Consider the following 22,683-nt stretch of genomic DNA (forward strand, 5'->3'; position numbering starts at 1 on the left):
GTCTATGGAAGAGATAAATTGGCAGGATTTTTCAAAGGTACAGCTGTGTGTTGGCACGGTCGTTGATGTACAGGATTTTCCCGAGGCTCGTAAACCTGCTTACAAGTTAACCGTTGATTTTGGTGAGCATGGTATTCGAAAATCGAGTGCACAGATTACCGAGTTATATGAGTTGGAAGATTTGCTCGGTAAGCAAGTTGTCGGTGTCATTAACTTCCCGGAAAAACAAATAGGCCCCTTTATATCACAATGTCTAATCACAGGTTTTTATAACGATGATGGCAAGGTTTGCCTGGCGGTACCTGATGGTAAAGTGCCAAACGGATCGCGATTGGCATAACTGGGACGATTCAGGTGATAAAAATAATCTTTTTGACAACCTGCTAGTCAATCAAAAGGAAGAGATTTTTGAAACACTCTTCCAAAAGACAGGAATTATACCAATCCCACTAAGTTTGTGCACAACTCAGAGTTAGGGCCGAGGTTCATTTACCACATAGATTTTATTGATATAGTCATTCTATATTAATGAAATATTACCATTGAGAGGATAGTCTCCACCGGCCAGTCTTCACCTGATGAGGGATGGTACGAGCAAAGCCAAGACGAGTGGGTATTAGTCGTACGGGGAAATGCAGTACTAGGATTTGAAAATGAATTAGCTTTGTCGGCTGGCGACTATGTGCTCATTTCGTCGATGGTAAGACACAAAGTCATCAGTGCCTCAGGCAACCCTGAGACGATTTGGTTAGTTATTCATATCCAAGGGGAAGTTCAGGTTTAGTAATCCAGTTGAATGCTCTGCTGGTAATGTCTCCGGAACCCCACAAGAATTAGAGAAATTATTGCCGACATCAACAGGTAACCTACTGCTCTAATATCTACTCCAACATTAAAGGCGAGCAACGCGCTCCACATCGCTAAAAAAATACAACTAGCCAAAATTACAAATCCATAAAACCGCCAGGATAGTTTTGCGATGTTGATTGGTGTTGCCAATGAGCGACCTAATCGTTTTGCCGTAAATGGCAAGACACCCATAGCTACATAATGCATCAAGGGTAGAAAAAAGCCACTGACTAGCCACAGCACGTTGGCATTAATTGCGATTGTATTAACGATCATTGATTCCCAAAAATAAGCAAAACAGCTGGTTAACCAGACAGCCACTGTAACTAATAACCAAGTTGCAGGAACCGTTTTGCGAATTTGTACCCAGATCATTTGCTGGTCGAGTTCGAGTGATTTTTCTTGCTGTAAATCAGCTTCTTCGAAAATAGATTTATCGGCAGGGAGGGTGGATATTTTTGACATGGTTTTATTAACTTTTTTCAGAATATAACGCGAGAACCGTTATACAGCAAGGCTTTGGGTTTTGTTTGGCTAATTGTTGAACGCTCAAAGATTGGCACGATTGATTACACTTTTTTGCAAATAAGAGAATATTTAAAAAAAACTATATGAATCATCAACTAACAGGTATTTGAAATTGAAAAAATCATCTCTGATTAAAAATTAAACATTTTTTTAACATTTGTGGTGAACTTTTTATGATTTCTCCACTCTTATAATTTGAAAGCGTTTATTCCCTGGACGACTTTCCTTAAGATTCCGGCGCGATGTTTATCGCGCCATTTTTTTATGTCGGGTAAACGACACATCCCGATTTGGTCATAAACCATACCAACAGTTAATTTCGAATCCAGTTCGCGAGACATCCATCGTAAATGTGTTTAATAAGACACCCACCGTTAACAATCCTAATTTTTAGTTCAGCGATGGGAATCGTTATTTATTTTTCTTTCGAGGATGAACCTTCATCATTTTGTTTAAACTATTCTCTTAAAATCGGTTCTGGCGATCAGAAAATTATTAACTAAGATAAAAATTCATTGTCTTTTCCATGGAGCGGAAAATGCCTACCCCGAGAAAAAACCAGATTTGTCTGGAAGCTACCAGATACTACCATTGCATCAGTCGGTGCGTTAGAAAAGCGTATTTGTGCGGTACTGATTCAACTACCAATCGATGCTACAACCATCGTCGTCAGTGGGTGGAGAACCGGATACTTTATCTCGCACAAATTTTTAGCATTGATGTATGTGCATATGCGGTTATGAGCAATCATTGCCATATCGTACTCCGTGTCGATGTTGAACACGCCAAGTCGTTGTCTGATAGAGAAGTCATTAACAGATGGCACAAGCTATGTAAGGGCACCATGGTCACCAAACAATTTGAAAAAACTGGCGAAGTCGAGGGGTATTTAGAGCAAACGCTTAAAGAAACGGTTAATGTTTATCGAAAACGCTTGTTTGATATCAGTTGGTTTATGCGGTTGCTAAATGAACCCATCGCCAGAATGGCAAACGCTGAAGATGAATGCACGGGACGGTTTTGGGAAGGAAGGTTTAAATGCCAGGCATTATTGGATGATGCAGCGTTAGCTGCGTGTATGGCCTACGTAGATTTAAACCCGATTCGAGCGGGTTTGGCTGTGAAGCCCGAGGATTCTGCATATACTAGCCTCAAACAACGTGTAGAAGCGGCCACTTTATGCAAGCAACCGCAGACGCTTTTACCGCTGAAATGTGATTCAGTGAAAAGTGAGCCAGAGATGTCTTTCTCGGTAGAAGACTATTTTCAACTGGTTGCGCTAACTGGGCAATCCATTCGTGAAAACAACTCCGGACCAATATCTAATCAAGCAATAGTCATTCTTGCAAGATTGAATATATCTCCTCATAACTGGCTAAGTTTAACGACTAAATTTGAGTATTACTTTAAAGGTTGTGTGGGGCAGAGTTCTTCACTCGCGAAATATTGTATGGCGAGTAATAAAAATAGACGTTCAAATCTTTCTAACTGCCGGAAGCTATTTCGTTAACTTTTTTGATCAGACCGTCAAAAATGCTTGTTTCATAGCAATTGCTGAGCCTTCCCTTGCGCTTTAGCGCATCATTAGTCGAAACCTTTCTCTGTTTAGTAACTCAAAATCAAAATAACAATATAGGGCGGACTCATTGCTTACGAGTCTTTCGTGATTAATTCAATAAACCAACTCTTTTGCATTGGGTGTCTATGTAAATGCGCACACATTTTTAATACCAGTGACTGTCTTGATTAGCAGCCTTGATAAGAATTCAGGTGGATGTCTCGTTAAATGCCGATAAAACATGGTCGAATTGAGCTTGAGAGTTTTGCTAGGCAAAAAAAAGCACCTCAGAAGAGGTGCTAAAAAAACTATAAAACCCAAGGAGAAATATTCATTTCATAGAGTAAGAGCGTGAAAATTTGGAAAAGTTCAAATTATTTATAAAAAATTTGAAAAAAGTTAAAAAATAACTAAAAAAAAAATATTTTTCTGGCAAACTAATTTGAAAATAATAACTTCAGAGAAGCAATGAAAACTCTAAAAGTGTGTTTTTACGCTAGTTTTTTAACCTTGTTGTCGGCCTGTGCGACACCTCCACCGCAAAACCCTGAAAATATTTGCGAGATCTTTCGCGAGCATCATCATTGGTACGAGGGAGCAAGAGACATGCAGTCGCGTTGGGGGGTTCCTATCCATGTGCCAATGAGTATGATGTATCAGGAAAGTTCTTTTCGCAGTGACGCTTTACCTCCTAGAGACTACTTGTTGGGGATTATTCCTTGGGGACGCGTGAGCACGGCGTATGGCTTTTCCCAGGCTAAAACTCTAACTTGGGAAGATTACATGCGCGAGACTGATAATAGGGGTGCCGACAGAGATGATTTTGCCGACGCAATCGATTTTATGGGGTGGTTTATTGCCAAAACCCAAAAAGTTAATGGAGTTTCTAAGTGGGATCCTTACAACCAATACTTGAATTATCATGAAGGTTGGGGAGGCTTTAAGCGAAAAACTTATGCCAAGAAATCCTGGTTGATTCCGGTAGCAAAAAAGGTTGAGAGTCGCGCGATTACCTATTCATCCCAATTGAAAACCTGCAAAGACGAATTGGACAGTAGCTGGTTATGGCGAGTGTTGTTTTATTAAACTTTAATCAAAAAAGAGACTGATATAGGGCTTGAAATCTATCGGGCCCTAGGTGTAATCGGATAAAATTAAATCCGCACCCTTCGCGGCAATCATCATTGTTGGTGCGTTGGTATTACCACTGACTAAGTTAGGCATAATCGAGGCATCAATCACTCGAATACCTGTTAATCCTCTAATTTTTAGCGTCGGATCTACTACCGACATATCGTCTATTCCCATTTTACAAGTTCCAACGGGATGGTAAATATTGTTGCTTTTCTCTCTGATAAAAGCGGCAATTTGTTCATCACTTTGTACTTGCTCACCAGGGAAAATTTCTTTTATATTTCCAAGGGATAATGGCGGTTGCTGCAGCACCTGCCGGGAAAGCTTTACCGCCTCGACCATTAACCTTATATCATCTGGGTGGCTAAGCATGTTGGAATCGATAACAGGAGGCGTCGCTATGTCAGCGGACATTAATCTGATTTCACCGCGACTTTTAGGGCGTAATATGCACGTGTGGAGGGTCGTCCCCTGAATACCATACATTTTCAAGTTGCGACCATGGTCATCCATCGCGCCTGCGATAAATTGCCATTGTATATCTGGCCTTTGGTCAAGACCTTTGCTTGAAATAAATCCCCCGGTTTCGACTAACGATGTGGTGAATGCCCCTCGTTTTGATTTGAAATATTCTACGGCTTGCGTGCCTAGCCACCAAAGAGAGGAAGGTAATATGGATATTAAATCGCTTCGCTTTTGTTGATTCACTAAACAAACGTCAACATGATCCTGCAAATTTTTACCAACGCCCTGTATTTCTTTTACCACCGGAATTTGCAATGCATCTAGTTGCTCTTTTGGACCGATGCCACTGAGCATTAAGAGCTGTGGGCTATGTATTGCACCGGCGCATAACAGCACTTCTTTGCTGGCTCTTAACTCAACAGTTTTGAAACTATCTTTATCAGCTTCCAAAAGCTGGCTTTGTTGAAAGCGAACTGCAACGGCCCTCTCGCCTTCAAATATAATTTTTTCAACGCGACTGTAAGACAATACGGTTAAGTTTTTTCGAGATTTGGAGTTTTGCAACGGGTGAATAAAGGCGTCTGCTGCGCTGTGCCGCTGCCCACCTTTCTGGGTAACCTGATAATAGCCAACTCCAGTTTGTTTCTCTCCGTTGAAATCGGGATTAAATGGGTACCCTAAGGAAGTCGCGGCGTCTATGAACTCCTTGCCGATAGGGTGGTTTGAACGGGAGTCCGTGACATTAAGTTCGCCTGTGGTTCCATGGTATTGGTCGTGAATTCTCTCTTGATGTTCAATCTCTTTAAAGTAGGGAAGTATTTGATCATAGCTCCAGCCTTCATTGCCTTGAGCTGCCCAGTCGTCGTAGTCTTTTCTATCTCCGCGAACATAAAGCATGGCATTGATAGCGCTAGAGCCTCCGAGTCCTCGGCCCCTAGGATTATAAATCTGGCGGTTGGCCTGATTGATTTGTACCGGAGTCTCGTAACCATAGTTGTATTTTGGGATTCGAAAAAGCAGAGGAATAGCGATAGGAGTTTTAACCAAATTGCTTTGATTTCGGCCACCCGTCTCAAGTAAACATACAGAAAAGTTTGGATTAGCAGATAATCGATTCGCCAGCACACAGCCAGAAGAACCGCCACCTACAATTATAAAGTCATATGTCATTTGGTTATTTTTCTCCCCATTAATCAATTAGTTTAGCAAAGGGGTTGGATAAATAATACTTGCGATGAACTCCTGACATACGGCGGTTATTCGTTATTTTTGAATTCTCAATTTAAATCCTTAGCAGTTGCTGATTTCTCGGCAAGAGTTTGAAGAAAAGTTACGGTGGGTGTCTTATTAACTATATATCTAAATATCTTTGTAGGGGGTTGGATGGCGGAATAACAGTGAGTGTCTAGCTAAAAAAAAGCAAAGGCGAGAAGATGAGATTCAGAATAAACGGAATCTCATCTGATTTATTGTTCCTGGAAATGTTCGGTCATGACGCGGACGGTTTTGATCATATTACCATCGACTTCAATGATTTCGATTGGGTAACCTGAAATGCGCATACTGATATTCGGCTCAGGAATTTCTTCTAAGTACTCAAGTATCAGGCCATTTAAGGTTTTTGGTCCATCGGTAGGAAACTGCCAGTCCATTTCTTTGTTGATATCACGAATATTGGCGCTGCCATCCACCAGGTAGCTACCATCTGGTTGCTTTTGCACCTCTTCACTCGGCGCCGGCTCCATGGTAGTGGTGAAATCGCCAACGATTTCCTCGAGGATATCTTCTAATGTCACTAGACCCTGAATATCACCGTATTCATCGACAACAAGCCCAAGCCGTTCTTTTGCTCTTTGAAATTTCAAAAGCTGAACATTCAGCTGTGTACCTTCAGGGATGAAGTACATCTCTTTTACCGCGCGGAGCAAGGTGGCTTTGGTAAACTGTTTTTTAGACAACAGTTTAACGGCATCACGCATGTGCACGTAACCGACAACATCGTCTATGTTATCTCGATACAAAATGACACGGGTGTGGTTGGCCTGAGTTAATTGTTTTTGGATAACCTTCCAGTCATCGTTGATATCTATGCCCTGAATGTCACTACGTGGGATCATGATATCTTCTACCGTGACCTTTTCTAAATCAAGAATACTTACCAGCATATCCTGATCTCGTGAAGGTAACAGCGCTGCGGATTCATTCACAACGGTGCGAAGTTCTTCGGAACTCAAACTGTGCTGTTCTCTGTCTTCCTGGCTAACGCGAAACAATACCAAGATACCATTGGTTATCCAATTTACGGCGGCAACAACAGGATAAAGGATCTTTAAAAGGGCTTTTAAAATAATTGAACTTGGAAAAGCGATCTTTTCCGGGTGCAATGCTGCCAGTGTTTTCGGTGTCACTTCTGCGAAGATAAGAATGATCATCGTCAGCACTAAACCAGCGGTAAATTCACCACCTTGACCTAATAATCGAGCACCAATTTGACCGGCGATAATCGATGCAAAAACGTTAACCAGATTATTGCCGATAAGAATTAGACCAATGAGCTGATCAGGTCGTTTCAGCATGTCGCTGACGCGCTTCGCCCCTTTATGGTCGTTTTCTTCCAGATGTTTCAGGCGGTACCGATTAATCGACATCATACCGGTTTCGGAGCTAGAGAAATAAGCGGAAAGTAAAATAAGTACAGCAAGTATCGCAAATAGCATACTTGTAGAGATAGCGTCCAAAAAAGGGTCCTAAGTTGCCTAACAAATAATCAGGTCTGTGAATGTATCTTTGTGATATCGACAGCCCGGAGGTCTAAGATAAAAGAATCTCTCGGACAAATCTACTACCAAAATAGGATAATGTAAGAAACGCTGTGGCGATCGTTGATAAAATCATGATTCTATGACCACGCCAGCCCAGATGATAATGTCCCCAGATGATCACCAGGTAGATGACAAGAGCAATTAAAGACAATACGGTTTTGTGAAGATTATCCTTAGCGAAAAAGCTATCAATAAATAACCCACCAAGAAACTGCGAGGCGATAAGCAATAACACTCCGGTTATTAGTAAGCGAAACAGCTGGGTTTCTACCTGCATTAATGGCGGTAAATGATTTACCGCAGAAATATTCTTGGTTTTCAATTTGTAGTTAATGAAGTTTACTTGAATCGCAAACAAGGTACTTATTACCAAAACCCCAAATGCCAACAATGCCAGGCTGATATGTAATACCAGTACTACTTGGGATGGGTCGATGGCCAGAGTTCCGGAATCGGGGATGAGTAACGCTATCAGCAAAAATGAACCGGCAAAGGTATATACCCCGGGCAATATTAAATTGATTTTTGCGCGCAACGAGAGAGCTGTTACCGACAAGGCGATGATTAAGGCTACTAAAGAGGTTACGTTTAACAGGCTAAAGTTGACTTTTGCGTCGGAGAAAATTAAATGGCTGATCAGCAAACAATGGCTGAAACAAGCGGCACAACCCAGTGAAAAAAATAGTTTCGGGTTTGGACCTTTTGCTTTGAATAATCTTGTATACACTGAAAATGCAGCGGTTAGATATAGCAGGGCTGTAATAATTGCAAGGACCGTTGTCATGGTCTTCGTAGCTCCAAAGCCAGTTATTGTTATTAACGTTGTGATTGAGAATTATTTCGAAAACATAATTGCTGACATCATATCAGAAACGACTCTCAATACTACGAAATCATGTTACTAATATTTTCAATCGTCGAGATTCACGCATTTAAGATGCGTTTGCGTAGCGGTTTTATCGCACAGAGCAATAGCAAGACAGAGCAGGTGCCGGCAAACCAGATTGGTAATAATTCGTGACTATGACTCATTTGCTCATGAATACTGATATCAAAATAGCCTAAAGCGTAATCTAACCCTAATCCAAAGGCGATGGATGAAACTACGATACCAGCTAGGTAGAGAGTTAATACCCGACCACCCATTTCATTGCGAATTACCCCAAGTGTAGAAATATTGGTAGCAGGGCCCGCCATCATAAACACCAGTGCGGTTCCAGGAGATATACCGGCCATGATTAATCCCGCTGCAAGCGGCGTTGATGCGGTTGCACAGATGTACATGGGTACAGATATCAAAATCATCAATAGCATTGCTGAGATGCCGCTGCCGTATTGTAAAAGGAAATCGGCCGGTAAAAAAGTGCGAATCAATGTTGCGAATACCAATCCGATTAATAACCAAAGAATCAGGTCATCTAATAGTTTGGTAAAAGCATAGCGCAGCCCTGTGCTGAATTTACTCAATAACGACGGCCTATCGTCTGCAACAGCGGTTGCGGTAGATGCACAACAACTGCTTTCCTTTACCTCTAATGCTTGTTCAGTTTCTATTTCTTTTACCGTTTGGTGAATAGGGTCGGCTTCTGAATGGCTGGCGCAACAGCTAGTTTGCCCGTGCTGATGCTCTGCTTTTTCCGAAGACGTTAGAGTGGGTGTCTTGTTAAACCCAGTATTCACTTCAGTGGAAGTTACAGTGGGTGTCTCGTTAATTCGAGCATTGTCGGATTTAGTGCCACGGTCTACTAACAACCCGGTAAATATTGCCGATGTGATGGCGGAGATTGGGCGGTAAACAGCCATGACAGGGCCGAGCAAGGCGTAGGATACGGAAACGGAATCTACTCCGGTTTCGGGGGTTGCCACTAAAAATGCGGAGGTGGCAGGAGAAGAGGCGCCGGAGCGGTGCAGTTGGGTTGCTACCGGAATTACTCCACAGGAACACAGGGGTAAAGGTGCGCCAATAAAAGCGGCTTTGACGATAGCGATTTTGCCTTCACCAAGATGTTGACTTAACACTTGGGTTGGTACCATGGATTTCATTAGTCCGGCAATAATCAGGCCTAACAACAACCAGGGGCTGGCTTCGTTGATAATGGCAATAAAATTGTTGATTAATGCGAGCAATGAATCCATATACAAATAGTACCTCGATTACACTTACCTTAATGACACATAGGTTGATTGTACCGCAATTTTCTTAATAAATTATCAGTAAATCGTAAGGGAATTGTAATAATGCTGCAACTCGGCTGCGGATTACCGTATCCTGAGCGAAATCGAGAAAATTACTGCGCCATGGCCAAAATATATGCTTTCGCTTCTGTTTTGTGCGGGTATAATAGGGCGTAATAGAGTAATGACATATATTTTTCTGGGTAATCCATGTTCGAAAATCTCTCCGATCGCTTAACCCGGTCGCTAAAAAATATCAGTGGTCGTGGTCGTCTTACTGAAGACAACATCAAAGACACGTTACGTGAAGTGCGTATGGCTTTATTGGAAGCTGACGTCGCTTTACCGGTTATTCGCGAATTTATCGCCAACGTTAAAGAACGTGCGGTAGGCCAGGAAGTTACTAAAAGCCTTACTCCGGGGCAAATCTTTGTAAAAATCGTTCGCAGTGAATTAGAAGCGGCGATGGGCAGCGCCAACGAAGCCCTGGATCTCAAAGCAACCCCTCCAGCCGTCGTACTAATGGCAGGTTTGCAGGGTGCGGGTAAAACCACCTCTGTTGGTAAGCTGGCTAAGTTCTTAAAAGAACGTGAGAAGAAAAAAGTATTGGTTGTCAGTGCCGACGTTTATCGTCCTGCGGCAATCAAGCAGTTAGAAACGCTTGCAGATGAAATTGGTGTCGAGTTCTTCCCAAGTGATATCTCGCAAAAGCCTGTAGCCATTGCCGATGCAGCTATTGCGCATGCGAAAAAGCAATTCATTGACGTTGTATTAGTTGATACCGCTGGTCGTTTACACGTAGACGGCGAGATGATGGATGAAATCCAGCAGCTTCACAAAAAAGTTGATCCGGTAGAGACGTTATTTGTTGTTGATGCAATGACAGGTCAGGATGCGGCAAATACCGCGAAAGCCTTTAACGATGCGTTACCGCTTACGGGGGTGATTCTGACCAAAACCGATGGTGATGCCCGTGGTGGTGCCGCGTTATCAATCCGTCACATTACCGGCAAACCAATCAAATTTTTAGGTGTCGGCGAGAAAACCGACGCACTAGAGCCTTTTCATCCAGACCGTGTCGCTTCAAGAATTCTTGGTATGGGTGACGTATTGTCACTTATCGAAGAAGTTGAACAAAAGGTCGATAAGCAAAAAGCCCAGCAACTTGCTAAGAAAGTAAAAAGCGGTAAAGGCTTTGACTTAGAAGATTTTCGCGAGCAACTGGTACAAATGAAAAGCATGGGCGGGATGATGGGTCTGCTCGATAAATTGCCGGGTATGGGTAATATGTCGGATCAGGTTAAAGGTCAGCTCGATGATAAAATGACCGTCCGTATGGAAGCCATCATCAACTCAATGACTCCGGCTGAGCGTCAGCGTCCGGAAATTATCAAAGGTTCTCGAAAGCGTCGCATCGCTGCCGGTTCTGGTACTCAGATTCAGGATGTGAACAAATTGCTTAAGCAATTTACGCAAATGCAGAAAATGATGAAGAAGATGTCAGGCAAGGGGGGCATGCAAAAAATGATGCGCTCAATGCAAGGCATGATGCCTCCAGGAATGGGTGGTACAGGCGGTATGTTCCGTCGCTAATCAAGGGGTTAGCAAAATTACTGCCGGGTAGAAATCCGTTTCCATCTGGCAGACAAAAACCGAGGTGCATAACTTCGGTTTTTTATTGGTAATGTTTAGGGTATATTCAGGGTGTTGTTCCCCGACAATGGGAACAAATAGCAACAAATAACCTGAATAATAAAGGCGTGGCGAACCGTGCAATTGTTTAAATCTTTAATCTGTTTATTAGGTCGTGACAACGGCGAACGTTTTCTGGCAATTTTTGTCACCGTGATGCTGTTGTTCTTTGTTCTCACCAGTAATCTATTTACTTCTTGGTGGGCGCAACTGATATGGCTGGTCCCTAGCGTTCTTGTGGTTTTCTACACCACAATTCGTCGGGTTCGTGATGCCGGGCAAAAAGCAGGGCTTGCCTGGACTTTTGTTAGCCTGAGCGGTCTGTCGTTACTACTCCCCATTTTTCTGCCACACTGGAGCGCCTACACACCACTAATGTTAGTGGTATTTATGGGGCTGTATGTGTTCAGTTTGCCGGCAAAAGATCACCAGTTTTATACCTTAGGTTACAAAGGGCCAGTAGATTTATCGACCTTTGCTAAACCCGTTAAAGTGACAACTAAACCCCTAAATGCCCGGGTAGAGCCGGTATTGTTTGGTGGCGCTAACGCTAGCGCTAATCCATACAACGATGCGCCGTACAGTGCTCATGGCGATGAGTATGCAAATCGCAAGGCCAACGAACAGGCGCAATTATCAGAATTTGCCAAATGGCGTCAGGAACTTCATGCCTGGTTTAGCCAGCACAAGAAATTATCCGGGTCTCTAGCTAGTGCCATGAGCCTTGTGGTTGTTACGTTAATGGCCTGGCCATATTTGCCAACGGCAGACCAACAACCAAGCGAAGCAACGCAATTAATGATGCCAGTTCTTGCCAGCACTACCACCGAACGTAATCATCGTTTGGAAATGCCAGATGATTTTTATCTGATGATGAGTGAGCATGATGGCTTGGTTATCCACTGGAAAGCTGATATTCAGCGTGATGGTGAAATCTGGTCATTACTATCGGCAAAAGGCGATGATACCTGCCAGTTCATCGAGTTTAATAACGGCGATAAAATTCGCCCATTCAATGTTTCGGTAGAAAACGGCGGCGATTACTACGCTAACTTCTCGCCACTGGATACTTCTTTGCTCGTCAACTCGCTAGCAAAACGCGGCAACTTTGGCCTTTGTGGTTATAACTTTTCCCTGAAAGGCTCACAAAAAGCGCTGCACTCACATCCGGTATACATCGAGCTTACCGACTAATCGATATTTCTATTTCCGTCTGAGGGGTTAGAGTCAATTAACTTCTGACCCTCCTCCTATTTATCAATGGGTTATGGCGTTAACACAACGACAGTGTCCCTATTTAGATGAATTTTGAAACTGCTTTTCATTCCCTGACTGTCCTTAATAGATATCCGCGTAACATTAAGGAATGGCCATGCTCAACGATCTCGAAACCAACAAGCAAAATGCTATCGCTTTTTATCGCCTAGCCTATCTTGGCGACCCAGTTAGCGCGGTTGAGCTATACGTAGGTGATGAGTATATTCAGCACAACCCGCTAGTCGATGATGGTAAACAACCATTTATCGATTATTTCCAGCGGATGCAGCAAGCGTACCCCGGCAAAACCATTGAGTTTGTCCGGGCGATAGCCGAAGGAGATTTAGTGGCACTGCATACTCATCAAACCTGGCCAGCGGAAAACGACAAGACGGAAGAATACGTCACCATGGATTTTTTCCGCTTTGATGAAAACGGAAAAATCGTTGAGCACTGGGACGCGATTCAACGTATCCCGGAAACTTCAAATAACCCCAATACCATGTATTGATCTAATGAAAAGGTTGGAAAAGGCACTTTTAATAAATACCGCGCTCAGACATTGACAGACGATTGTCAGGCAGAATTTGGGCTGGCAGAGAGTGCCGAAAATTAACTTTTACCGAACTTAACCTTAACTTTTTGCATGGCCTGTTTTGATAAAATTTTATTACCAAGAGCGGTAAGCACGGAACCCGTTACGACCAATATCGCCCCAAAATATGCCAGTGCATTTAACTGTTGCGCACTTACATGTTCTGGAAAAAATTGTTGCGCTATGGTTGCGAACAGTACGGTTAACAGCGGCGTGATTGCTAATACGGCACTAACCTTAGAAGCCGGCCAGAACTCTAGTGACTTTGCAAAGCTGCCGTAGGCGATAAGTGTATTGGCGCAGCAAAATAGTAATAACAACACCGCAATCCAGTCAAAACTCATCACCTGCGCCGGGCTGGATACCGGCAAAAAGAACAAACTACTGAATACGTAGATTACCCACATGATTTGATTGGCGGTGAATTTCTGCAGCATCTGCTTTTGCATAATGGCGTAAATCGCCCAGGTAACAGAAGCGCCAAGCATAATCACAAATCCGATTAAAAAATCGTCACGGTTTAAGCTTGCCGATTGCGTAAACTGTTGATTAAAAAACAGCGCAAGCCCAACCACCAAAACCACAGAGCCAACCATTTGCCCGCGGCTAAAGGATTCTTTTAAAAAGATCACACTACCAATCAGCATCATCAGCGGCGCCATCTGTATTAACATTTGTGCGGTTTCAGCCGGTACAAAGTATAACGATGACAAATAAAGGATGTAATTAAGGCTCAAAAATACCGCGGCAATGGCTAAAGGTTTTAGCCATTGCCTGTCAGTGGTGAACAGCTTAGGGATTTGATTCTTGTTTTTTAAACCTATACCTACCAGTACCGCTGCGAATAAAAAGCGATACCAGGTAATGGTGTAAGAATCCATCAGCTGTAGTACAGAAACTAATGCAAGCGGCAACAAGCCCCACATAATGGCTGTGGTAAGGGCTAAAACTAATCCTTTGAGGTTCTGTGGTGAATTGCCAGTCATGCTCTAAAATCTTGAGTGAGAACTGCATTTATGTAGCAGCCCTAAAAATCGAGGCGAAGATTCTAGCGCAGATGCGTCGCAATAGCTTGTGTTTCGTCACAAATTTGTTCGAATATGTGCATTAAGGTTGCTTTTTCCCTGTAAAAGCGTAAAATCTGCGAGCTTTTCTTACCCCTGTGGTGGGAAAGTGTCTGGAAATCGTTTTACAACTTATTAAATAGAGGACGGTATGGTTACCATTCGTTTAGCACGTGGCGGCGCCAAAAAGCGCCCATTTTACCAAGTAGTTGTTGCTGACAGCCGCAACTCTCGCGATGGTCGTTTCATCGAGAAAGTTGGCTTCTTCAACCCAACTGCACAAGGTCAAGCGGAAAAGCTTCGTTTAGACCTAGATCGTATCAACCACTGGGTTGGTCAAGGTGCAGGTTTATCTGATCGTGTTGCTAAATTGGTTAAAGACGCTCAAGCAGCGGCTTAATTGATTTTTCAACGATTGTTACTGGGTATCAGGTTATGGAAAAAGAAATCATCCTCGGAAAAATCGGTGCTGTTTACGGCATTAAAGGGTGGTTGAAAATTCATTCTTATACTGAAGAGCCAGAAGCAATTTTCGATTATAGCCCCTGGATTTTGAATCTGGGTGGTAACAAGCTGAATGTCGAAGTAAGTGAGTGGCGACGCCATAATAATGGTCTGATTGCCAAGTTTTCCGATATCAATGACAGAAATGACGCGCAATTGCGCACCGGTGCCGAAATAATCGTAGCCGATGAGCAATTACCAGAATTACCGGAAGGTGAGTTTTACTGGCGTGATTTGATTGGTATGGATGTGGTCAACGAACAAGGTTATAACTTTGGTAAAGTGACCGACATCATGGAAACCGGCTCCAATGACGTTTTGGTTGTTAAAGCTAATCGCAATGATGCGTTTGGCAAAAAAGAAAGGTTAATTCCTTATTTAGAAGATCAGGTGATCAAATCTGTATCACTTGATAATAAACAAATTGACGTGGACTGGGACCCAGGTTTCTAACTCAATGGCTAACGACACGATGCGGTTAGAGGTGATAAGCCTTTTTCCAGAAATGTTTAACGCTATTACTGAGTTTGGGGTGACAGGCAGGGCAATACGTAATGGGTTGATTGAATTCCATACCCGGAATCCAAGAGACTTCGCCCATGATAAACACTCTACCGTTGATGACCGACCTTATGGCGGTGGTCCGGGAATGTTGATGATGGTGCAACCATTACGTGACGCAATTCAGGCAGCTAGAGAAGCCGCCGGTGGCGATGCTCATGTGATATATATGTCACCGCAGGGACGTAAACTGGATCAAACAGGCGTACGTGAATTATCGCAGCATAAGAATATTGTTCTCATCGCAGGACGATATGAAGGCATAGACGAGCGACTAATCGAATCGGAAATCGATGAAGAATGGTCAATCGGCGATTACGTATTAAGCGGCGGAGAAATTCCGGCGATGACGGTAATCGATGCCCTGGCGCGATTTGTTCCCGGTGTATTGGGACACAATCAGTCAGCTGAGCAGGATTCATTTTCTGACGGCTTACTCGATTGTCCACATTACACCCGACCAGAAGTTCTGGACGGCAAATCGGTTCCGAAAGTCTTATTAAGCGGCGATCATGAGCGGATACGCAAGTGGCGATTACAGCAGTCTTTAGAAAGAACCTGGTTACGACGTCCTGAATTATTAACAGATCTAGCTCTGACTGATGAGCAGGAAAAAATGTTAAGCGAAATCAAAGCGAAACATGATTCCGGCAATAACTAGCAGTGTATTCTAGGCAAAAGGTATAATTATGAGCAATATTATTAAGCAGCTCGAAGACGAGCAAATGAAAACTGACGTACCAGCGTTCGCACCTGGTGATACTGTAATTGTTAAAGTTAAAGTAAAAGAAGGTGACAAAGAACGTCTTCAAGCCTTCGAAGGTGTAGTAATCGCTAAGAAAAACCGTGGTTTGCATTCATCTTTCACCGTTCGTAAGATTTCTAACGGTGAAGGCGTAGAGCGTGTATTCCAGACACATAGCCCGCTAGTAGCAGAAATCGCTGTTAAGCGTCGCGGTGATGTACGTCAAGCTAAGCTTTACTATCTACGTGAACTTTCTGGTAAGAAAGCGCGTATCAAGGAAAAGTTGGCTAAGTAATTCATTACTTAATTGCTTTGAAAAAGCCGGCAGTCGCCGGCTTTTTTCATTTTTGAAACGTTTTATCCCTGTTCAATCTCGCGCTTCGGTCGAAAACAATTCAGCTTTTAAACGAATAATCTATTCCAAAGTCTTGCCCGATTTTCAAAATAACTTTGTTTAATTTTTAATGACAGCGTTGTCATCTTGTGTTTATACTGATTATCCTTTATTAGTTAATTCATAACAAAACAACATTAAACCTCAGGTTTTCAGTGACTGAAACCTAGGGAAAATCAGTAGCGACATACTAGAGTGCTGTTGATGATAATTTAAAAAAACAAATGATTTTGAGCAGGAAGACCATGGAATTAAAACCTTTCTATCCGGTAAGTGATGCCGCCAAAGCCCATTCGCATTTAAGTGAACAAGAATACAAACAGATGTATCAGCAGTCGATTGAACAGCCTGATGCATTCTGGTCTGAGCAAGCCAATACGTTTATCGATTGGTACAAGCCTTGGGACGAGGTTTCCAAAGTCGATTATCATCAGGCGCAAATTCAATGGTTTGCCGGGGCGAAACTGAACGTTAGCTACAACTGTATCGATCGTCACTTGCCAGAACGTGCTGAGCAAACGGCATTAATTTTTGAAGGTGATGAGCCAGGCAATAGCCGCCATGTTAGTTATCAGGAATTATCCGATCAGGTAAACAAGTTTGCCAATGTCCTGAAAAGCCGCGGCGTGCAAAAAGGCGATCGGGTTTGTATTTACATGCCAATGATTGTCGAAGTTGGTTATGCCATGTTGGCCTGTGCTCGTATCGGTGCGGTGCATTCGGTGGTCTTTGGAGGTTTCTCTACAGAATCGATCAAAACCCGTATTTTAGACGCCGACTGTAAAGTGGTTATCACTGCCGACCAGGGTGTTCGTGGCGGTAAAATTATTCCATTGAAGAACAATGTCGATGCTGCGGTTGCCGATTGTCCTAACGTTCACTCGGTTATTGTTGTGGAACGTACCGGTGGTGACGTTAACTGGAACGATGCCATTGATGTTAACTATGAAAAGGCAATGGCGGCAGCGGATGACTATTGCGAGCCGGAAGTGATGGACGCTGAAGACCCGTTATTTATCCTTTATACCTCAGGTTCTACCGGCAAACCGAAAGGCGTATTGCACACCTGTGGTGGTTATATTCTCTATGCGGCAATGACTCACAAGTATGTTTTCGATTACCGTGACGGCGAAATTTACTGGTGTACCGCAGATGCAGGGTGGATCACCGGTCACAGCTATATCTTCTATGGTCCGTTAGCAAATGGTGCGACGACTTTAGTCTTTGAAGGGGTACCAACATATCCTGATGCATCGCGTTTCTGGCAGGTGATTGAAGAGCACAAAGTAAATGTGTTTTATACCGCGCCAACCGCAATTCGCGCACTTATGGGCTTAGGGGATGAACTGGTCAATAAACAGGACTTATCATCGCTACGTCTTCTTGGTACCGTTGGTGAGCCAATTAACCCAGAAGCCTGGCATTGGTATTACGAGGTAGTTGGTAAGAACAATTGTCCTATCGTTGATACCTGGTGGCAAACCGAAACCGGTGGTGTGTTAATTACCTCCCTTCCGGGTTCTGCCGGGTCAAAACCTGGCGCTGCTGGTCTGCCTTTCTTTGGTATTAAACCGGCTATTTTAGATGCCGATGGTAACGAGCTTGAAGGCGAGTGTCGCGGTCGTTTAGTGCTAACCGGAAGCTGGCCGGGGCAAATGCGCACTGTCTATGGCGATCAGCAACGCTTTTATGATACCTATTTCTCGCAATATCCTGGTTATTACTTTGCCGGCGACGGCGCCAAGCGTGATAAAGATGGCTACTATTGGATCATCGGTCGTATTGATGATGTGTTAAATGTTTCAGGGCACCGCTTAGGCACCGCTGAAATTGAAAGCGCATTGGTACTGCATCCTAAAGTCTCAGAAGCTGCCGTTGTTGGTTATCCGCACGATATCAAAGGACAAGGGGTTTATGCCTACGTTACCTTGATGAAGGGCGAAGAGGGCGGTGACGCCTTAGATACCGAGTTAAAAGCACTGGTCGCAAAAGAGCTGGGAAGCTTTTCAAAGCCGGATTTACTGCAATGGTCGCCAAGCCTGCCAAAAACCCGCTCCGGTAAAATCATGCGCCGTATTTTGCGTAAGATTGCTGAGAACGAGTTGGATAACCTTGGTGATACCTCAACCCTCGCCGATCCGAGTGCGGTGGATGAGTTGATTGAAAATCGGTTAATTCGATAGCTTAAAAGGCAGAGCATACGCTCTGCCTTTTTGCTTTAGAGGGAGACTACGTCGGTGAGAAAACCTTTACTTGGGCAGGTTTCCGGGTGACAGACTGACGTCGTTGGGGACGCTGTCGTAACTTTACTGATTTTCAATCAGGCGGCTTTGAGCGATTTAGAGTCAGTGAACCTCTCACTTTCTTTTTATTATGCGCCGTCATCCCACTATGTCTTTGAGTGGGATCTCGTGTCGCGTGCTGTGGTTTCATTTATTTTTACTTTTCAAAAAGATAAGTAAACAAATCTCTGGAAGTCGAAGGGAGATCCCAGCCAACAACATGCTGGGAAGACGGAGTAAATAAACGGGATAGCGTATGACTCTGGCTGGCACTTTAGAGTTATTCAGCCAAATTCAGGTTTTAGCTCGAAAAGCGAGATCCCGGCATACGCCGGGATGACTAATTTCAAACTTTCGACAGCGTCCTCACAGAAAATTGCTCCTCGATAACTGCTCCTGCGTTATTCTAACTACATACTTCCATGTATTAGTGCATTTTCGGCATAAAGGCCAATCCATGGCCAAAACCGACGAAGTCCTCTTCCCAAAAATCATTAGATTTTTGCCTTTGTACAATTTAATTGCCAAAAAGTGCAAAAAATACTTGCCACTTGAAACAATGCTTGTTAAAAAGGTTTCACTCAGGCGAGTATGTTTCTCATAAAACAACGAAAACACAAACAATACATAGCAATGCAAAACTTTTATCTACATTTCCGATATTACCGCCATACCTATCTTTATTGGTAATCCTTTACCAAGCCCTCGTTTTTCGTTTTTTTAATTTATTTTTTGTTTTACTCATATTTTTTGATCGGAAGTAGTTAACATGCACAGCACTAAACTCAATGACGTTCACGTCAATTCAGAAGAAGTCCTTATTACCCCACAAGAATTGCGCAAGCAATTCCCATTGGCTGAGCATCATCGCCAGTCAATTATGCAATCCCGGGATATCATTGCGGACATTATTCACAAACGCGATCCAAGACTTTTGGTGATTTCCGGACCATGCTCGGTGCATGATGTGGAAGCTGCCAAAGAATACGGTCGACGTTTAAAAGCACTACATGATCAGTACAAGGATACTTTGTATATCGTCATGCGCGTTTACTTTGAAAAGCCTCGTACTACAGTGGGCTGGAAAGGTCTGATAAACGATCCGCATATGGATAATACCTTTGATGTCACCACCGGCTTGAAAACCGCTCGCGAGTTATTGTTGTATCTCACCGAGCTTGGTTTGCCATTAGCAACCGAGGCACTTGATCCAATATCTCCGCAGTATTTGGCTGAGCTATTTAGCTGGTCAGCGATCGGGGCGCGGACAACAGAATCGCAAACGCACCGGGAAATGGCGAGTGGTTTATCGATGCCGATTGGTTTTAAAAATGGTACCAATGGCAGCCTAGATGTCGCTATCAATGCGCTACAATCTGCAGCCTCCTCGCACCGCTTTATGGGGATAAACCGTCAAGGCCAGGTGGCATTGATTAAAACCTCTGGAAACCCAGATGGTCATGTTATTTTACGTGGCGGTAAACAGCCTAACTATGATTCAGTAAATGTTGCCCTGTGTGAAGAACAGTTGGAAGTTAAAGGCTTAAGCCCGGCGTTGGTTATTGATTGCTCCCATGCAAATTCAAGTAAAGATCACAATCGTCAACCGCTGGTTGCCGACAATGTCGTTAATCAAATTTGCGAAGGCAACAAATCGATCATTGGTGTGATGCTGGAAAGTCATTTGCATGAAGGCAATCAAAGTGCCGATACGCCAAAAGACGAATTGACCTATGGTGTCTCCGTGACCGATGCCTGTATTGATTGGCAAACCACAGAAACTCTATTATCCTCGATGAATGATAAACTCGGTGTCGTGTTGAGCGAGCGGATTCGTTAATTGATGGCAACCACAGATGGAAAATTTAGCGCCGACCTTTCGGCGCTTCGGGAGCAAATTGATGAAATCGATCATCAGTTACTCTCTTTACTGGCAAAAAGACGCAAGGTCACCAGTCAGGTTGGCGCATTAAAAAGTAAAGCGGGCGTGGCGATATTTGATCCCGTGCGGGAAAAAGCGCTGCTTGCTAGCTTGCGGGATAAATGCAAAAGCTACGAAGTATCGACAGAGTTAATCCAGGATTTATTCAAGCGCATTATGCGCGACTCATACTCATCGCAAGATGAAAAGGGTTATCAGAAAGTGAACCCTGATATAAATAAAGTCGTTGTAATCGGTGGTGCAGGGCAGTTGGGTGCGATTTTTGTCGATTTGTTTCAGCGTTCTGGTTATCAAGTCGAAACATTAGAAGAAGATGACTGGCAACAGGCAGAAGACATTTTAAGCGGCGCCAATCTGGTTATCGTCGCGGTACCAATTAACGTTACTGAACAGGTTATCAGTAAACTTACCTTCCTTGATGCTAAGTCCATTCTTGCCGATATCACCTCGATTAAATCTGAGCCGATGACGGCGATGTTAAATGCCCATAAAGGTCCTGTGGTGGGGTTACACCCGATGTTTGGTCCAGGTGTCACCGGCATGATTAAGCAAACCGTCATTGTTTGTGAAGGCCGGGATTTGCTTGCTTGTGAATGGTTCATGCAACAGCTTCAGGTTTGGGGCGCAGAGTTAAAATACTATTCTGCCGCTGAGCATGATGAAACGATGGCGATGGTGCAGGTGATGCGTCATTTTTCAACCATCAGCTATGGTTATCACCTGATGCAGGAAGGTTCTGATTTACAGAGACTTTTAGATATGAGCTCACCCATATATCGGTTAGAGCTGGCCATGGTCGGACGATTATTCGCTCAGGATAAACAACTTTACGCCGATATTATATTTTCTAATAGCAATAATGTGGCGGTTATGAAACGATATGCGCAAAGATTCCTGACCTTGCTTAGCGCTGTTGAGTGTCAGGATAAGGCCCTGTTTTTGCAAACCTTTACGGAAGTATCTGAGTGGTTCGGTGATTACGCCCAAAGCTTTTTGCAAGAGAGCCAGCAATTACTTAACAAAACCAAGGAGAGCTAATGGTGCTGTCTAACCTTATTGCCATCGTTAAAAAATCGATTCTATTAGTTTCGATGTTTACCCTGTTCGCCTGTGAAGCGACATCGCCAGGCAGCGTGCAATCGTCCTACGGGCCGATGCAGGCGGATGAATTATTGGCGGGCAATCCAAAATTTACCTTGTCGTATGAAAACTACAATCTGTCAGAAAAAGAGGTTGATGCCCTTAAGCCTTATGCAAACCAGATTAAGGTTAAAGTGCTATTTGGTACCTGGTGTCATGACTCGCAGCGAGAAGTACCGCGTTTTCTAAAACTGGCTGAGCAGCTACCTGATTTGGAATTTCAACTTATCTCTTTGGATTATCAAAAATCAGATCCCGATGGTAAAGCAGAGAAATACCAGGTGAAGTATACGCCGACGTTTATTGTGTTTAAGAATGGCCAGGAAATTGGCCGTATCATCGAACGTCCACAAATCTCCATTGGCGAGGATATCGCCAAGTTTGCTGCAGAGCGTTAGTTTGCAAATATTACTTAACGCATAAATCAAGGGGCAGAATCGGTTGAAATTTCAATGGTTCTGACCTCGTGATATTTTCACTTTATTTTAATTCCCGCAATTCTAACAATACCTGCTCGCGACAATCTGTTATCGCTACGGTAATCGCTTCGATACTTTGCTTTTCGGTTTCCACATTCGAGAAATGTCGTTGCCATACTGCAAATAACTGCTGTGCGGATTCCTGACTTGGCTCAGACATGGCGGTGGTCAAATCTCGGATATAGAGTACATGTGACCAGCCCTTTATCGAATCATGGTCGGTTGCATCGTAATGGGCATAATCAACCAGCAATTGCAGCTGTGCGAGAGATTTAATGATTTCAAAGGAAGAAGTGCGGATATTGCGATTATATTCCGTCTGCTCGTTGCGCCAGGTGTTATAAGCCAGCGACGATATTGCGATAAATATCGAAATAAGGGCGATTAGATTGTTCTTTATTTGTCGCTTGAAGCTAACGGTTTTCGCCATACAGGGTTCCAATTCAAGATCTGATAATCATATAGAAAGCTCCTCTTGTAATCGATACAGTTGTGTT

General features: G+C 43.5%; 22 protein-coding genes. 15 read left to right on the top strand and 7 right to left on the bottom strand.

What is annotated here, in order from left to right; genetic code table 11:
• Positions 1-4 precede the first annotated feature (4 nt).
• Positions 5-340, top strand: a complete 336-nt coding sequence (locus FNC98_RS03595) for a tRNA-binding protein (RefSeq protein ID WP_143579980.1) — start codon at positions 5-7, stop codon at positions 338-340.
• Positions 341-550: 210 nt separating this feature from the next.
• Positions 551-784 carry a cupin domain-containing protein gene (locus FNC98_RS17055; RefSeq protein ID WP_409574574.1) on the top strand — a complete coding sequence of 78 codons (234 nt, stop codon included), beginning with the start codon at positions 551-553 and terminating at the stop codon, positions 782-784.
• On the opposite strand, the gene FNC98_RS03605 is transcribed toward FNC98_RS17055, so the two are convergent.
• The gene (locus FNC98_RS03605; RefSeq protein WP_143579981.1) at positions 781-1,314 is read right to left on the bottom strand and encodes a hypothetical protein; all 534 of its coding nucleotides are present in this window, start codon (positions 1,312-1,314) and stop codon (positions 781-783) included. The two genes, FNC98_RS17055 and FNC98_RS03605, sit on opposite strands and share 4 nt — an antisense overlap.
• A 601-nt stretch (positions 1,315-1,915) precedes the next feature.
• On the opposite strand from FNC98_RS03605, the gene FNC98_RS03610 reads away from it, so the two are divergent.
• Together FNC98_RS03610 and FNC98_RS03615 are read left to right on the top strand one after the other, a co-directional pair.
• Positions 1,916-2,887, top strand: a complete 972-nt coding sequence (locus FNC98_RS03610) for a transposase (RefSeq protein ID WP_143579982.1) — start codon at positions 1,916-1,918, stop codon at positions 2,885-2,887.
• A gap of 516 nt (positions 2,888-3,403) precedes the next feature.
• The gene (locus tag FNC98_RS03615) at positions 3,404-4,021 is read left to right on the top strand and encodes a hypothetical protein (protein WP_143579983.1); all 618 of its coding nucleotides are present in this window, start codon (positions 3,404-3,406) and stop codon (positions 4,019-4,021) included.
• Between the two features lie 48 nt (positions 4,022-4,069).
• Here FNC98_RS03615 and FNC98_RS03620 read toward each other — a convergent pair whose 3' ends face one another.
• From FNC98_RS03620 to FNC98_RS03635, 4 genes are all read right to left on the bottom strand, one after another.
• On the bottom strand, positions 4,070-5,704 hold the full coding sequence (locus tag FNC98_RS03620) for a GMC family oxidoreductase (protein ID WP_143579984.1): 1,635 nt from the start codon (positions 5,702-5,704) through the stop codon (positions 4,070-4,072).
• Between the two features lie 296 nt (positions 5,705-6,000).
• Positions 6,001-7,272, bottom strand: a complete 1,272-nt coding sequence (locus FNC98_RS03625; protein ID WP_143579985.1) for an HlyC/CorC family transporter — start codon at positions 7,270-7,272, stop codon at positions 6,001-6,003.
• A gap of 73 nt (positions 7,273-7,345) precedes the next feature.
• A complete protein-coding gene (locus tag FNC98_RS03630) occupies positions 7,346-8,140 on the bottom strand; it encodes an inner membrane protein YpjD (RefSeq protein ID WP_143579986.1) in 795 nt (264 codons plus the stop codon).
• A gap of 140 nt (positions 8,141-8,280) precedes the next feature.
• The gene (locus tag FNC98_RS03635) at positions 8,281-9,492 is read right to left on the bottom strand and encodes an SO_0444 family Cu/Zn efflux transporter (protein WP_143579987.1); all 1,212 of its coding nucleotides are present in this window, start codon (positions 9,490-9,492) and stop codon (positions 8,281-8,283) included.
• A 249-nt stretch (positions 9,493-9,741) separates the two neighbouring features.
• On the opposite strand from FNC98_RS03635, the gene ffh reads away from it, so the two are divergent.
• From ffh to FNC98_RS03650, 3 genes are all read left to right on the top strand, one after another.
• The gene (gene ffh / locus FNC98_RS03640) at positions 9,742-11,124 is read left to right on the top strand and encodes a signal recognition particle protein (RefSeq protein WP_143579988.1); all 1,383 of its coding nucleotides are present in this window, start codon (positions 9,742-9,744) and stop codon (positions 11,122-11,124) included.
• 177 nt (positions 11,125-11,301) lie between these two features.
• Entirely contained in the window at positions 11,302-12,417 is a 1,116-nt protein-coding gene (locus FNC98_RS03645; protein WP_143579989.1) for a hypothetical protein, read from the top strand.
• Between the two features lie 178 nt (positions 12,418-12,595).
• On the top strand, positions 12,596-12,991 hold the full coding sequence (locus tag FNC98_RS03650; protein ID WP_143579990.1) for a nuclear transport factor 2 family protein: 396 nt from the start codon (positions 12,596-12,598) through the stop codon (positions 12,989-12,991).
• A gap of 101 nt (positions 12,992-13,092) precedes the next feature.
• Here the strand turns inward: FNC98_RS03650 and FNC98_RS03655 are convergent, their stop codons facing one another.
• On the bottom strand, positions 13,093-14,061 hold the full coding sequence (locus tag FNC98_RS03655) for a DMT family transporter (protein WP_143579991.1): 969 nt from the start codon (positions 14,059-14,061) through the stop codon (positions 13,093-13,095).
• Positions 14,062-14,290: 229 nt separating this feature from the next.
• Here FNC98_RS03655 and rpsP point away from each other — a divergent pair, with 229 nt between their 5' ends.
• The 8 genes from rpsP to FNC98_RS03695 all read left to right on the top strand — a co-directional run bounded on the left by rpsP (position 14,291) and on the right by FNC98_RS03695 (position 22,105).
• Complete coding sequence (rpsP, locus tag FNC98_RS03660; RefSeq protein ID WP_044835858.1) at positions 14,291-14,539, top strand: 30S ribosomal protein S16; 249 nt, start codon at positions 14,291-14,293, stop codon at positions 14,537-14,539.
• A 35-nt stretch (positions 14,540-14,574) separates the two neighbouring features.
• Entirely contained in the window at positions 14,575-15,096 is a 522-nt protein-coding gene (gene rimM, locus FNC98_RS03665) for a ribosome maturation factor RimM (RefSeq protein ID WP_143579992.1), read from the top strand.
• 19 nt (positions 15,097-15,115) lie between these two features.
• Positions 15,116-15,865 (top strand): tRNA (guanosine(37)-N1)-methyltransferase TrmD, encoded by a 750-nt coding sequence (gene trmD / locus FNC98_RS03670; protein ID WP_144035442.1) that lies wholly within the window; start codon positions 15,116-15,118, stop codon positions 15,863-15,865.
• A 28-nt stretch (positions 15,866-15,893) separates the two neighbouring features.
• Positions 15,894-16,244 carry a 50S ribosomal protein L19 gene (gene rplS / locus FNC98_RS03675; protein WP_143579993.1) on the top strand — a complete coding sequence of 117 codons (351 nt, stop codon included), beginning with the start codon at positions 15,894-15,896 and terminating at the stop codon, positions 16,242-16,244.
• Between the two features lie 344 nt (positions 16,245-16,588).
• Positions 16,589-18,526, top strand: coding sequence for an acetate--CoA ligase (gene acs / locus FNC98_RS03680; protein ID WP_143579994.1), 1,938 nt, complete (start codon positions 16,589-16,591; stop codon positions 18,524-18,526).
• A gap of 868 nt (positions 18,527-19,394) precedes the next feature.
• Complete coding sequence (locus FNC98_RS03685; RefSeq protein ID WP_143579995.1) at positions 19,395-20,465, top strand: 3-deoxy-7-phosphoheptulonate synthase; 1,071 nt, start codon at positions 19,395-19,397, stop codon at positions 20,463-20,465.
• A 3-nt stretch (positions 20,466-20,468) separates the two neighbouring features.
• The gene (gene tyrA / locus FNC98_RS03690) at positions 20,469-21,605 is read left to right on the top strand and encodes a bifunctional chorismate mutase/prephenate dehydrogenase (RefSeq protein WP_143579996.1); all 1,137 of its coding nucleotides are present in this window, start codon (positions 20,469-20,471) and stop codon (positions 21,603-21,605) included.
• On the top strand, positions 21,605-22,105 hold the full coding sequence (locus FNC98_RS03695) for a TlpA family protein disulfide reductase (protein ID WP_143579997.1): 501 nt from the start codon (positions 21,605-21,607) through the stop codon (positions 22,103-22,105). Before tyrA ends, FNC98_RS03695 begins: the two co-directional genes overlap by 1 nt.
• An 82-nt stretch (positions 22,106-22,187) precedes the next feature.
• On the opposite strand, the gene FNC98_RS03700 is transcribed toward FNC98_RS03695, so the two are convergent.
• Entirely contained in the window at positions 22,188-22,616 is a 429-nt protein-coding gene (locus FNC98_RS03700; RefSeq protein ID WP_185968051.1) for a hypothetical protein, read from the bottom strand.
• Between the last annotated feature and the right edge of the window lie 67 nt (positions 22,617-22,683).

It is taken from the genome of Thalassotalea sp. PS06 (assembly GCF_007197775.1).
Lineage (GTDB): Bacteria > Pseudomonadota > Gammaproteobacteria > Enterobacterales > Alteromonadaceae > Thalassotalea_A.